Here is a 12,942-nt window from a genome sequence, read left to right on the forward strand (position 1 = left end):
CCCTTAAATCTTACAAGCCCCGCCCGCACAGCCGTCATCCTGAATATCAGTCTGCGTATCGTCCGCGCCGTCGCGGGTGTTGTGGTAGTACAGGGTTTTAACGCCGTATTTGTAGGCGGTCAGCAAGTCTTTGAGCATTTGTTTCATGGAAACTTTGTTGCCTTCAAATTTGCCCGGGTCATAGGCGGTATTGGCGGAAATCGCCTGATCGACGAATTTTTGCATCACGCCGACAAGTTTCAGGTAACCTTCGTTGCCCGGAAGCTGCCACAGGGTTTCGTAGGCGTCTTTCAGAGTTTCAAATTCCGGCACGACTTGTTTCAGGATACCGTCTTTCGATGCTTTAACCGTTACCAATCCGCGCGGCGGCTCGATGCCGTTGGTGGCGTTGGCGATTTGCGAACTGGTTTCAGACGGCATGAGTGCGGTCAGGGTGGAGTTGCGCAGACCGTATTTGACGATGTCGGCGCGCAGGCTTTCCCAGTCGCATAACAGTGGTTCACTGCACACGGCATCCAAGTCTTTTTTGTAGGTGTCGATAGGCAGTTTGCCTTGCGAATAAACGGTTTGGTTGAACAGCGGGCATGCACCGTATTCTTTGGCAAGGTTTACCGATGCTTTGAGCAGGTAATACTGCATGGCTTCAAAGGTGCGGTGGGTCAGGCCGAGTGCGGAATCATCGCTGTAACGGACGCCGTTTTTCGCCAGATAGTAGGCGTAGTTGATGACACCGATGCCGAGGGTGCGGCGGTTCATGGTCGCGGTGCGGGCGGCTTCAACCGGATAGTCTTGATAATCCAGTAAGGCATCGAGTGCGCGCACGGTCAAATCGGCAAGCCCTTCCAGCTCGTCCAAGCTGTTTAATGCGCCCAAGTTGAAGGCGGACAAGGTGCACAGGGCGATTTCGCCGTTCGGGTCGTTGATGTTGTCCAGCGGTTTGGTCGGCAGGGCGATTTCCATGCACAAGTTGGACTGGTGCACGGGCGCGACACGCGGGTCAAACGGGCTGTGCGTGTTGCAGTGGTCAACGTTTTGGATGTAGATGCGTCCCGTTCCGGCGCGTTCCTGCATCAGCGTGGAGAACAAATCGGTAGCCGACAAGGTGCGTTTGCGGATGTTCGGGTCTTGCTCGTATTTCGTGTAGAGACGCTCGAATTCGTCTTGATCGGCAAAGAAAGCGTCGTACAGGCCGGGAACTTCGTTGGGCGAGAACAGCGTGATGTTGCCGCCTTTAATCAGGCGGGTGTACAGCAGGCGGTTGATTTGTACGCCGTAATCAAGCTGGCGGATGCGGTTGTCTTCGACGCCGCGGTTGTTTTTCAACACCAACAGGCTTTCGGCTTCGATATGCCACAAGGGATAGAACAAAGTTGCCGCGCCGCCGCGCACGCCGCCTTGCGAGCAGGATTTAACCGCCGCTTGGAACATTTTGAAAAACGGAATGCAGCCGGTATGTTGCGCTTCGCCGCCGCGGATTTCACTACCCAAACCGCGGATACGTCCGGCGTTGATGCCGATACCCGCGCGTTGGGAAACGTATTTCACAATCGCGCTGGTGGTGGCGTTGATGGAGTCGAGGCTGTCGTCGCATTCAATTAATACGCAGCTTGAGAACTGGCGCGTAGGCGTGCGCACGCCACTCATAATCGGGGTCGGCAACGATACTTTAAACGTAGAAACGGCGTCGTAAAAACGTTTGACGTAATCCAAGCGCGTCTCTTTCGGGTATTTGCTGAAGAGACACATCGCCACCAAAATGTATAAAAACTGCGGCGTTTCATAAATCTGGCGGGTAACGCGGTTCTGCACCAGATATTTGCCTTCGAGCTGCTTTACGGCGGCATACGAGAAGGTCATGTCGCGGCTGTGATCGATATAGGCGTTCAGCTCGTCAAACTCTTCTCGGCTGTAATCTTCGATGATGTGACGGTCGTATTTGCCCGCATCGGTGAGTTTTTTAACATGGTCAAAGAGATGCGGCGGTTCGAACTCGCCGTAAGCGATTTTGCGCAGGTGGAAAATTGCCAGACGCGCGGCGAGATATTGATAGTCGGGCGTATCCTGCGAAATCAGGTCGGCAGCCGCCTTGATGATGGTTTCGTGGATGTCGTCGGTGCGGATGCCGTTGTAAAACTGGATGTGCGATTTGAGCTCGACTTGCGATACGGAAACGTTTTTCAAGCCTTCCGCCGCCCAAGTAACGACGCGGTGGATTTTGTCTAAGTCGAGATTTTCCAAACGTCCGTCGCGCTTGGTTACTTTCAAATCAGTCGGTGCATTCATCGTGAGCTTTCTCCATCCTGAAACACAAGATACAGTATGTATTAATATCGAGTGGCACAATATAGTGTATTTTTCGTCGCTTATCCAGTCTTGACAAGGCCGCTGTTTTGAAATCGTGCTTTTCCCAATTTTCTTTCAGACGACCTCTTTCCCTATGATTCAAGCCTTACCGCAAAGATGCGTTTTTTAGCATCAAAACCCTCATTCTGCTATGCGCTTATGAAATAAGGCAAATTCGGATTTATGTTAAATTTTGAAAATAAACAGCATGACACTGGATGACATATGCAACATAAGGTCGTCTGAAACGTGATAATTCATGTAGTTTATTATTTTCTCTGTTTGATAATATGTAATGGAAGATAGGTTTCATCAAAATGCTTTAAATACCCCGCTTACTTTTTCAGCCGATCCATCCTGCCAAATTTCCTTTTTACAAAAGCCATGAATATAATGAAATGCACCCTTTAAATAAACAGGAGTCTGCCATGTTATTGAAGAAAAGCTTTATTCCCGCCCTGTCTGCAGCACTGATACTGGGTTTTGCAGTCCAACCTGCCGACGCAGCCACTTGCAAACATCATAAAACCCACCACGCTCAAACCCAAGCCAAACAAAGCAAGCTGCATCCTGTCTGCAAAAAATATCTTGACCGTCGCGCTGCATGGTATAAATCCAAAGGCAACAAAGCCGAGCTGAAAGAAAACGTCAAAGCCCGGAAAGCCTTCCGCCAACTGCCCTATAAAGAACAACGCATCCAATGCCAAGCGGCTTATGAAGCATTTGATGATTTCGACCACGGCAAATTCCGTCGCTAAAACGGATAAAGGTCGTCTGAAAAAACCAAACTGCACCCAAAAGTTGGATATTCCATCCAAACATACGGGTGCAGTTTTTATGACCAAATTTACGCTTCAAATAACAAACCGCATCCCATTATTTATACAGTTACGCAAGGCAAACTGGTGGGACAATACGCAGATGGGGGGCTTCTTTGCGGTATTAAACGAAATGCTCCTACCGTTCAGGAGAATTGACGGTGGACGAATATGATTGTATGGATTACTGCATCTGGGAGCGTTACAGTTTGAAAGTGAAAAAAGCTGGGCCCTGTCGTATACAGAACCCAGCTTATATAGAACGCCTAAATAGGGTTTTATTAGTGCCCAAGATTTGGACGCAGCCCGGTTTTTCAGACGACCTTTTGACTGTTACGCAAGTTTGATTCGGAAAATTAACGCTCGCTCAATGCCTGTTTCATACGGGTAATCGGTTTGATCAGGTATTGGAAGATAGTTTTTTCTCCGGTTTTAATGTCCACTGTGGCAACCATGCCCGGAATAATCGGCATGTCTTTACCGTTTTTGTCTTTCAGGGCGTTGTTCTCAGTTTGGACGATGACTCGGTAGTAAACTTGGTTGGGGTCGAGCTTCAGATCGTTGGCACGGCTTTGCATGGAGTTGCTGACGGTATCTGCGCCGACAAGGGTAACTTTGCCTTCCAATCCGCCATAGATGGAGTAGTCATATGCGCTGACTTTGACCAGTGCGGGCTGTCCTGCGCGGACGAAGGCGATGTCTTGCGGACGGATATAGGCTTCGACAAGGAGTTTGTCGTCAACGGGGACGATTTGCATGATTTCTTCGCCCGGGTTGACTACGCCGCCGATGGTATTGATTTTGATGTTTTTGACGATGCCACGCATGGGGGAGCGGATTTGGGAGCGGTCAACCGGGTCGGCGCGCATTGCCATGTTTTCTTTGGATTGCGCCAGCTCGGATTCGGATTGCACAAGTTCGTTGTTGGCATCTGTTCTGTAACGGTTGCGGCGTTCGGCAATTTGCAGGGTCAGATCGCTGGATTCGCGGCGCATTTTGAGGAGTTCGACTTCGGACATAACGCCTTGTGCCACCATAGGTGCAGTAATGGCGATTTCGCGGTCAAGCGCCGCTTTGCTTTGTACCAGACTTTGTACGGCATCGGTCATGGCTTGGCGGCGGGCGTTATATGCGGCGGTTTCGCGGCGGCGGAGTTCGGGGCTGACGCTGTTGGGGAACGTGAGTTTGCCGCCGTAAGCTTCGGCTTTCAGGCGGGCGATGGTGGCCTCGAGGTTTTGGACTTTGGCTTCGCTCTCGCGCAATACAGCAAGACTGCGCGTATCGTCGAGCTTCAGCAGGATTTGGTCTTTTTCGACCAAATCGCCTTCTTTAACCATCATTTGGGTAATGACGCCGGCGTCCAGGCTTTGGATGACTTGTTCGCGGCTGCTGGGGATGACGTTGCCGTTGCCGCGGGTTACTTCTTCGACGGTGCTGTTGTATGCCCATACGACAAAGACGACGAGCAGCAGGAAAAACAGGATGATGACCCAAAATTGGCCGCTGTGTTTTTCTTTTTGCAAGGCTGCATTCAAATCGTTAATGAGATGCAGGTCTTTGGATTTAACGTTGTTTTCGCTCATAATGATGAATCTTCGGTATCTGTTTGTTGTTTTCAAAGAGGTCGTCTGAAACGCTTTCTGCTTGTGTTTTCAGACGACCTTTTCCCTTTTCGTCATGCTTGCGCCGCTTCGCCGGGACGTTGGTTTTCCTGCGCTTGTTGTGCTGCTTTGACTTTGTTTTGCTCGTTTTGCATCAGTTTTTGCAACACTAAATCGCGCGGGCCGTCCATAACGACTTTGCCGTTTTCCATTACGATGATGCGGTTAACGATTTGTAGCACTTGTGGACGGTGGGTGACCAAGAGCATGGTGCGGTTGCGTCCCCAGTGGGCAATCGCGTTCAATGCCATGCGTTCGGTACCTTGGTCGAGGCTGGTTGTCGGTTCATCCAAAAGAACCACTTTGGGGTCGCGCAGCGTCATGCGTGCTAGGGCGATGATTTGTTTTTGACCGCCGGACAGACCCAAGCCGTCTTCACCCAAAGGCATATCCAAGCCTCTCGGGTGGTTGCGGATGATTTGGTCCAGACCGAAACGTTTGAGTGCAGTCAGTAGGTCTTGGTCGGTCGAGTAGCTGTCGGTACGCGCCAAATCCATGTTTTCGCGCAATGTACCCAAGAAAAGGCGTGGAGATTGGCTGAACAGGAGGACTTGGTTACGCAGGAAATTCGGATCAAGTTGGCGCATATCGACGCCGTCGAGGGTTACGTTGCCTTTTTCGGTATCGTACAGACCGCTCGCCAGTTTCAGCATGGTACTTTTACCGCTGCCGATACGTCCGAGGATACCGACTTTTTCACCGGGTCGGATGTTGATACGCAACTCGTCAACTGCGTTGTTGCTTTCGTTTTTGTATTTGAACGTTACGTTTTCAAAGGCGATATTGCCTTGAACGTTATCCAAGGTAATGTATTTGCGTTCGGGGCTGCGTTCGATCGGACGGGAAACAATGTCGTTCACGCCTCTTAACGCTAGCTTCGCCTGTTGGAAGCGGGTAGCAAGGCCGGCAACTTGGGCCAACGGCGCCAACGCGCGGCCGGACAGGATGACGGAGGCAATCAGCGCACCCATGGTAATCCGTTCCGCATGGTTGTCGGCATGAATCAGATAGGTACCGACTACGACCAAAAAGACAGTATTGAGCTGCTGCATGGCAACGGCGAAGTTGACCATGAAGTTGCTGGTATCTTTTACTTTGATGGATGAAGCGGAGGTTTTGGCGGTGTACTCGTCCCAGCGTTGTTGCGCCCATGAAGTCGCGTTGTTGGTTTTCAGGGTTTCGATGCCTTCGATGGCTTCTACGGCAAGGCCTGAACGTTGCGAGCTTTCTTTCATGGATTCGTTAATGTGGCGCGACAAGGGGCGCTGGACGATGAAGCCGACAATGACGACAATCGGAATAATCGCCAAAGGAACCAATGCCAGTTTGCCGCCGACTATCGAAATAACAAAGATAAACAGCAACAAGAACGGCAAGTCCACCAAAGTCAACAGGCTCGCGCTGGTCATGAATTCGCGTACGGATTCAAATTCGCGCAGGTTGTTGGCGTATGAGCCGGACGAAGCGGGACGGTCGGCAAGGCGCAATGCCATCACGCGGCGGAACAAGGCAGAGCTGATAATCAGGTCGGCCTTTTTACCGGCGATGTCGGTCAAATGGCCGCGTATCATCTTGGCGGCAAATTCGAACAAAATGGCGAGGACAACGCCGATACTCAAAACCCACAAGGTTTCATAGGCTTGGTTGGGAATGACGCGGTCGTACACGTTCATGACATACAACGAGCTGACCAAGGCGAGGAAGTTGATGATGACAGTCGCCAAAATCACTTGATAGTAATAGCTGCGGAAACGCCAAATGACTTTCCAAAACCATGCTTTGGGAAGGTGGTATTCAGGCAGTTCGGAACGCGTGTCCGCTGCCATTTTGGGCTTGATAAACCAGCAGTAACCCAGATACAGACCGGAAAGCTGGTCATGATCAAGCTGCTGCTCCAAGCCATCTACCTGACGGATATGATATTTTCTGTTTCGACCCGAACCTTCGATATTAGTAATAACGGCAGCCTCTTCGTTGTGAAGAATGATCATCACAGGAACGGCAAGCGATGGAATGTCTTCCAGATTGCGCTTGGACAATGTATTTTCAAAGCCGTGGCTGCGCAAGACTTCGACGAGGGAATGATAGTTAACATTGAGTTTTTTATCCCGCACCACCTCTGCCGTCAGCGCGGCTTCTGACACAGGCGCCCCTAAGAGACGGGTAACCAACACAATATGTTCAATAATTGCTTTCATGATAATTCGCGTAATGAGTAATGATGTTAAGATTTTATGTTATTGCTTCAAGCCTGCCCAATTCGCCATTTGCGCCTGCGCAGCCAGATAATCCAACGCGGCATCGCGGAAGTCATTGCGCGCCGAAATGTTTTCCTGCTCAATGCTGGACAATTCGTTGTATGCGCCCAAAACGTCGGTCAGCGTGCGGCGGGCGATTTTAAATTGCAGCTCGTAAGTTTTAACCACGTCCTTTTGGGCGGCAATATGTTGCGCGGCAATATCAGCACGGCGTTCGCTCTCGCGCATGTCGATTTCGGCGGTTTGGGTTTTTTCGGTGATATCGCGCATAATCTGCTCGGATTTCGATTCGGCGGCAATCAGTGCATCGGCATTTTTCTGCACATTATGGCGCGCGGCAACGTCCAAGACATTCCATGCCACATTTAAATAAAGCTGTCTGTTGTCGCGGTTCGCATTACCTTCCAGATTCACGGCGGGCAGGCGTTCTGCTTTGGAAACGTCCAAATCTGCCTTCACGCTGTCGCGTTCTGCCACCTGCGCCCGATAGGAAGGATTGGTATTGTTATCGGCGGTTTTGAAACGGCGGACCAATGATTCCGCGCTGTCGTTGGCAAACGGATCTTCCAAATCCTCTGCCGTCAACTGCTGTCCGGTGTAGCGGGACAAACGGCTCAACGCCAACTCCATCGTACGTTGTTGTTGCGCGATGGATGACTCGACCTGCAACAGGCGCGCACGCGCTTCAATGAGTTCGGAACGGCGGCCGCTGTCGTATTTCACAATAATGTTCAAATCCTTCAGAAGATTATTGTGTCGGACCAAGCTCTGACGGTTGATGCGCAGGATTTCTTTCGCGCGCAATGCGGTCAAATAGAGTTTGCCGATGTCGCTGCCCAGACGTTCCTGATTTTCGAAATAACGATGATGGTAGTATTGCTCTCTGTTTTTATCGCGCCGTACTGCCGCATTGATGGCGCCCCATGAATATACATTCAAAGTTCCGCGTATGCCGACACCGTCATTCATATCGTTGCTGGAATATTTGTTTTTCTGCGCCAAAACTTTGGTACCCGTCAGCGTCAATACGGGATAATGGCGCGCACGGGTAGCCTTCGTCGTACTTTTGGCCGAATCTTCGGTTGCTTTCGCTTCCTTCACAATCGGGTCGGACACCATGGCATCCCTTAAAATAGCCTGCAAAGGATAAGCCTGCGCCATTGCCGCGCATACTGCCGCGCACACCGCGGCAGCAATTTGTCCGGTGCGGAAAACGGATGTCTTGGGACGATTCAAAAAAGATTTTTTCTTCATATTATTCACAACAATACGGTTCGTCATTTATCAGATTGGCAGAGGGGTTGCCTGTTGCAAATCAATTCTTTGAGCATATTATCATTAATCGGAATCCCTGTTTTCAGATTGCGATAAAAGGTAGTTATCTGCTCCTGAAAGTAACACAGATGATATTCCTACCATTGCTAAATCACGACACCGTATTAAAAACGAGCAAAAGGTCGTCTGAAAACGACCTCCTGTTTACAGATGTCCGCTAATGATTTGCAACATTTGCGCCAGCACTTTCGGATTGGCTGCCACAATATCGCCGCTTTCCAGCCAGCCTTCATTGCCGGACATATCGGTAACGATACCGCCGGCTTCCTGCACAATCAGCGCGCCTGCGGCAATATCCCAAGGTTTGAGGTTGAACTCGAAGAAACCGTCCAAACGGCCGGCCGCCACGGCGCACAAATCCAACGAAGCCGCGCCTTCTCTGCGGCCTCCGGCCATTTTTGCCAAAAAGTCTTTCAAAATAGCCAGATACTTGTCCATCATGCTTTGGTCGACAACAGGGAAGCCGGTACCGATCAAGCAGCGGTTCAACTCAATGCGGGAAGAAACGCGGATACGGCGGTCGTTGAGCAACGCGCCTTTTCCGCGCGAAGCCATGTAAACATCGTTGCGTTCAGGTGCGTACACCAAAGCTTCCTGCAACACGCCTTTGTGCAGCAGCGCCATAGAAATCGCGTATTGGGGATGGCCGTGTAAGAAGTTGGTCGTGCCGTCGAGCGGATCGATAATCCATTCGTATTCTGCGGAGGCTTTGCCGTGAGAACCGCCTTCTTCGCAAGTGATTTTGTGATGCGGATAGGCTTCTTTAAGCGCTTCCACCAAAATCATCTCGGAATTGCGGTCAACGTCGGAAACGAAGTCGTTGAATGCCTTGCTGTCAACTTTGACGGCATCCAGATTGCCGCTTGCGCGGATCATCATCTGCCCGGCTTTACGGGCGGCTTTGAAAGCGGTATTTAAAAACGGATTCATGGGTTTTCTTTCTAAATCAGGTAAAATACCGTCCGGCGCATCTGCACCGAACGCAACGTTTGTACGTTTCCGACGTTGTTAAAGAACATTTCAGACGACCTCTAAAGGCGAAAGGTCGTCTGAAAACAAAAAGATGGCGTATTATACCCGATTCCCGAACAAACCGAAAACAAAACATGACTTCAGCCAAGCCCGAATTGCCCGACTATCTCGGCAACATCCGCATCATCCTCACCCGCACCAGCCATCCTGCTAATATCGGCTCTGCAGCCCGCGCCATGAAAACCATGGGGCTGCATAAACTCACCATTGTCGCCCCGAATTTGATGTCCACGCCGATGACCGGGCAACCGCCCGTTTTCAACCCCGAAAACCCGCAAGATTTCCAACTGCCGGAGGAAAGTTTCATCCTCGCTTCCGGCGCGGCAGACGTATTGCACAACGCCGTAATTGCCGCCACACTCGACGAAGCCCTCGCCGACACCACGCTCGCCTGCGCCCTTACCAGCCGCCGCCGCGAAATCACCGCGCCGCTGCAAACCCCGCGCGAACTGGTTCCCGAATTATTGCAGGCGGCACAACGCGGAGAACAAGTTGCCCTCGTCTTCGGCAACGAAACCTTCGGCTTGAGCATCGAAGAAGTACAGGCATGCAACCGTCTGATGACCATCAACGGCAACCCCGACTATTTCTCGCTCAACCTCGCCCAAGCCGTTCAGGTCGTGTGTTACGAAATCTTCAGCCAGACCGATATGCCCATGACCCACCTGCAACAGGAAGACCACGCCGCCACCCACGAGCAAATCAAAGGCATGGTCGCCCACATGGAAAGCGTCATGGACGATATCGGCTTCTTCAACCGCCGCAACAGCGAACGTCTGATGCGCCGTATGCAAAACCTGTTCGGCCGCGCCAACACGCAAACCGAAGACATCGACATCCTGCGCGGCTTTTTCAATACCGTCAGCCATCGCTTGAAGAAGAAAGACTGAAAAAGGTCGTCTGAAAAATAAAACTACACCCTAAAAGTCAGACATACCATCCAACTTCGGGTGCAGTTTTAAGACCAAATATATAGTGGATTAAATTTAAATCAGGATAAGGCGACGAAGCCACAGACAGTACAGATAGTACGGAACCGATTCACTTGGTGCTTCAGCACCTTAGAGAATCGTTCTCTTTGAGCTAAGGCGAGGCAACGCCGTACTGGTTTAAAGTTAATCCACATACATTACATTTCAAATACCAAGTATTAATTCACTACCTGCATATGCATCAATTCAAACTCAGCAACAAATCTCTAAAAGCATTGGGATCTTTAATAAACGTCATTTCACCGGTTTGCGGAAAGTGAAAGTCTAAAAGACGCGATACCCAAAACCGGATACAGCCCGCTCTTTGGGCAATCGGGAAATATTCGCGTTCTTCATCAGACAAAGGCCTGATGCTTTCGTACCCCCTGATAAAAGCATCTTGCAAGGAACTATCCAGCTTATTCTCCGCTGTTCTTGCCCAGTCATTGACAGCAATAGCCAGGTCGTACATAAAATTTCCGTTGCAGGCATAGTAAAAATCGATAAAGCCCGCCACCTTCTCCCCATCCAATAAAACATTATCCTTAAACAAATCGGCATGGATAATGCCTGAAGGCAGATGATTACCCAGATTACCATCTAAATCAGTAATCTCCTTTTGCAGCAAAGCCGCGTCATCTTCGCTCAATACCGGCAAAAGCTGACTGCAAGCATCATGCCACCAACGGTCGTAACGCGGATTAGCCATTTTTTGCGGGAAACTTTGTCCGGCAATATGCATTTTTGCCAACATGGCCCCTGTATTGAAGCATTGCATTTCCGTTGCCCAGCCGGTATCCGAGCCATTCAGACAAGTAACCAGACAGGCAGGTTTGCCCACCAAGACGGAATCCAGCCTACCATCCTTGCGCACAATCGGAGCAGGACAAGCCACGCCATTGCTACTCAGATGCCGGCTCAATTCCAGAAAAAACGGCAACTCCTCTTGCTTCAATACCTCGAATACCGTTAAAACGTAACGCCCCGTCGTGGTGGTCAAAAAATAATTGCTGTTCGTGATCCCCTGCGCAATTCCCTGCAACGATACAAAACCGCCCAAATCGTATTGGGTCAAAAACGCCCGCATTTCCTCATCAGAAACACTTGTATAGACAGACATAGTGCAAACCTATCAATAGAAAATATAAGGGGCAATCATACCAAAAAATTCCCCTGCCAAACAGGCAAACGCCAAGCTCGCGCCATAGTCATAAAAAACAAAAAGGTCGTCTGAAAATATTTTCAGACGACCTTTTGCTTGTTGATCTCAATTAAGCTTGTTTATTCCAACGCTCAATCGATTCTTTAATGACTTGTTTCGCTTCTTCAACATCACCCCAGGATTCGACTTTGGTCGTACCTGCTTTTTTCAAGTCTTTGTAGTGGTTGAAATGGAATTCGATTTGCTTGATTAATTGTTGCGGCAAATCAGACAATGTTTTGTACACATTGCCATTGTTGCGGTCGTCGGCAGGAACGCAAACGATTTTATCGTCAACCTCACCATCATCAACAAATTTCATCACGCCGATGACGCGCGCTTCCAGAAAAATGCCGGTAGCCAATGGCTGCTCTGTCACCAACAAGACATCCAATTCATCGCCATCTTCGTCTAAAGTCTGAGGGATAAAACCGTAGTTTGTAGGTTTGGAAAAAATTGCAGGTTCAACACGGTCGAGTTGGAAAGCCGCTAATTTGCGGTTCCATTCGATTTTATGATTGCTGCCCGCAGGAATTTCGTTCACAACATTAATAATGCCGCTATCGACATCACCCGGCGTCAAGATTTTATTAAAATCTGCCATTTTGCGCTCCTTATAAACAATTGCAAAAGTTAAACGCCGAAAGTATAACAAACAAAAGACATTTCTGGAAATGTCTCGCTTTCCGCCTAATTCATGACGGCAAAATTCTTCCGAACATCTCAAAACCATGAACATAACGGCACAAGGCAGCATTGCTCACAAATTTTATTCGATTTATTTCTAGATTTATTTCTATGTTAAATGTACAAAAACAGCACAAAATAAAAATCGACTCCTATATCAGAGTCGATTTTTATCAGGCTTAATGCCTATCTATGCTTACAGGGCATCTTTCAATGCTTTACCGGCACGGAATTTAGGAGTTTTAGCAGCAGCGATGGTCAGAGGCTCGCCGGTTTTAGGGTTGCGGCCTTGACGTTCTGCGCGTTCGCCAACGTAGAAAGTACCGAAACCGACCAGAGTTACGGTGTCGCCTTTTTTCAGAGCGTTGGTTACAGCATTGGTAGTGGCATCCAGAGCTTTTTGGGCGGCAGCTTTAGAAATGCCGGCTTCTTGAGCAATTGCTTCGATCAATTCAGACTTATTCACAATCAGTCCCTTCCTATCGTTGAAAATAATGAAATGCCCGAATACTCGGGGCTTCGTACTTTTGAGTACCTTTGCGCTTTATAGCAATTCTGAAAATACCGTGTCAAGCAAAAAATGCGGAATTGCCCTATTTTACAGGCTTTCAAGGCAAACCCGCATCTTTTGCAACA

The 12,942-nt window shown here is 49.6% G+C and carries 10 protein-coding genes and 1 pseudogene; 3 read left to right on the forward strand and 8 right to left on the reverse strand.

What is annotated here, in order from left to right; all coding sequences use genetic code 11:
• Nucleotides 1–3 precede the first annotated feature (3 nt).
• Nucleotides 4–2,283 (reverse strand): class 1a ribonucleoside-diphosphate reductase subunit alpha, encoded by a 2,280-nt coding sequence (nrdA, locus tag HMPREF1028_RS05230; protein ID WP_003778485.1) that lies wholly within the window; start codon nt 2,281–2,283, stop codon nt 4–6.
• Between the two features lie 488 nt (nt 2,284–2,771).
• On the opposite strand from nrdA, the gene HMPREF1028_RS05235 reads away from it, so the two are divergent.
• Nucleotides 2,772–3,101, forward strand: a complete 330-nt coding sequence (locus tag HMPREF1028_RS05235; RefSeq protein WP_009311753.1) for a hypothetical protein — start codon at nt 2,772–2,774, stop codon at nt 3,099–3,101.
• Nucleotides 3,102–3,517: 416 nt separating this feature from the next.
• On the opposite strand, the gene HMPREF1028_RS05240 is transcribed toward HMPREF1028_RS05235, so the two are convergent.
• The 4 genes from HMPREF1028_RS05240 to HMPREF1028_RS05255 form a co-directional block, all read right to left on the reverse strand.
• Nucleotides 3,518–4,744 (reverse strand): HlyD family type I secretion periplasmic adaptor subunit, encoded by a 1,227-nt coding sequence (locus tag HMPREF1028_RS05240; protein ID WP_003756845.1) that lies wholly within the window; start codon nt 4,742–4,744, stop codon nt 3,518–3,520.
• 92 nt (nt 4,745–4,836) lie between these two features.
• Nucleotides 4,837–7,020 carry a type I secretion system permease/ATPase gene (locus tag HMPREF1028_RS05245; RefSeq protein WP_003767962.1) on the reverse strand — a complete coding sequence of 728 codons (2,184 nt, stop codon included), beginning with the start codon at nt 7,018–7,020 and terminating at the stop codon, nt 4,837–4,839.
• A 39-nt stretch (nt 7,021–7,059) separates the two neighbouring features.
• Nucleotides 7,060–8,361: a TolC family protein gene (locus HMPREF1028_RS05250; protein ID WP_009311754.1), complete on the reverse strand. Its 1,302-nt coding sequence runs from the start codon at nt 8,359–8,361 to the stop codon at nt 7,060–7,062.
• A 198-nt stretch (nt 8,362–8,559) separates the two neighbouring features.
• Nucleotides 8,560–9,345, reverse strand: coding sequence for an inositol monophosphatase family protein (locus HMPREF1028_RS05255; RefSeq protein WP_009311755.1), 786 nt, complete (start codon nt 9,343–9,345; stop codon nt 8,560–8,562).
• A gap of 176 nt (nt 9,346–9,521) precedes the next feature.
• Here HMPREF1028_RS05255 and HMPREF1028_RS05260 point away from each other — a divergent pair, with 176 nt between their 5' ends.
• The gene (locus tag HMPREF1028_RS05260) at nt 9,522–10,337 is read left to right on the forward strand and encodes an RNA methyltransferase (RefSeq protein ID WP_009311756.1); all 816 of its coding nucleotides are present in this window, start codon (nt 9,522–9,524) and stop codon (nt 10,335–10,337) included.
• A gap of 81 nt (nt 10,338–10,418) precedes the next feature.
• A pseudogene (locus HMPREF1028_RS15445) lies at nt 10,419–10,481 on the forward strand (transposase); the annotation flags it as partial.
• Between the two features lie 139 nt (nt 10,482–10,620).
• Here the strand turns inward: HMPREF1028_RS15445 and thrB are convergent.
• The 3 genes from thrB to HMPREF1028_RS05275 all read right to left on the reverse strand — a co-directional run bounded on the left by thrB (nt 10,621) and on the right by HMPREF1028_RS05275 (nt 12,772).
• Nucleotides 10,621–11,538: a homoserine kinase gene (gene thrB, locus HMPREF1028_RS05265; RefSeq protein WP_009311757.1), complete on the reverse strand. Its 918-nt coding sequence runs from the start codon at nt 11,536–11,538 to the stop codon at nt 10,621–10,623.
• Between the two features lie 151 nt (nt 11,539–11,689).
• Nucleotides 11,690–12,223, reverse strand: a complete 534-nt coding sequence (locus HMPREF1028_RS05270; protein WP_009311758.1) for an inorganic diphosphatase — start codon at nt 12,221–12,223, stop codon at nt 11,690–11,692.
• Nucleotides 12,224–12,502: 279 nt separating this feature from the next.
• Nucleotides 12,503–12,772 (reverse strand): HU family DNA-binding protein, encoded by a 270-nt coding sequence (locus HMPREF1028_RS05275; RefSeq protein ID WP_003677477.1) that lies wholly within the window; start codon nt 12,770–12,772, stop codon nt 12,503–12,505.
• Nucleotides 12,773–12,942 lie beyond the last annotated feature (170 nt).

This window comes from Neisseria sp. GT4A_CT1, assembly GCF_000227275.1.
GTDB lineage: Bacteria > Pseudomonadota > Gammaproteobacteria > Burkholderiales > Neisseriaceae > Neisseria.

What these genes read in the sequence shown, in the direction of transcription:
- nrdA (WP_003778485.1), bottom strand. Translation starts at nt 2,283, where the DNA reads ATGAATGCACCGACTGATTTGAAAGTAACCAAGCGCGACGGACGTTTG.
- HMPREF1028_RS05235 (WP_009311753.1), top strand. Translation starts at nt 2,772, where the DNA reads ATGTTATTGAAGAAAAGCTTTATTCCCGCCCTGTCTGCAGCACTGATA.
- HMPREF1028_RS05240 (WP_003756845.1), bottom strand. Translation starts at nt 4,744, where the DNA reads ATGAGCGAAAACAACGTTAAATCCAAAGACCTGCATCTCATTAACGAT.
- HMPREF1028_RS05245 (WP_003767962.1), bottom strand. Translation starts at nt 7,020, where the DNA reads ATGAAAGCAATTATTGAACATATTGTGTTGGTTACCCGTCTCTTAGGG.
- HMPREF1028_RS05250 (WP_009311754.1), bottom strand. Translation starts at nt 8,361, where the DNA reads ATGACGAACCGTATTGTTGTGAATAATATGAAGAAAAAATCTTTTTTG.
- HMPREF1028_RS05255 (WP_009311755.1), bottom strand. Translation starts at nt 9,345, where the DNA reads ATGAATCCGTTTTTAAATACCGCTTTCAAAGCCGCCCGTAAAGCCGGG.
- HMPREF1028_RS05260 (WP_009311756.1), top strand. Translation starts at nt 9,522, where the DNA reads ATGACTTCAGCCAAGCCCGAATTGCCCGACTATCTCGGCAACATCCGC.
- thrB (WP_009311757.1), bottom strand. Translation starts at nt 11,538, where the DNA reads ATGTCTGTCTATACAAGTGTTTCTGATGAGGAAATGCGGGCGTTTTTG.
- HMPREF1028_RS05270 (WP_009311758.1), bottom strand. Translation starts at nt 12,223, where the DNA reads ATGGCAGATTTTAATAAAATCTTGACGCCGGGTGATGTCGATAGCGGC.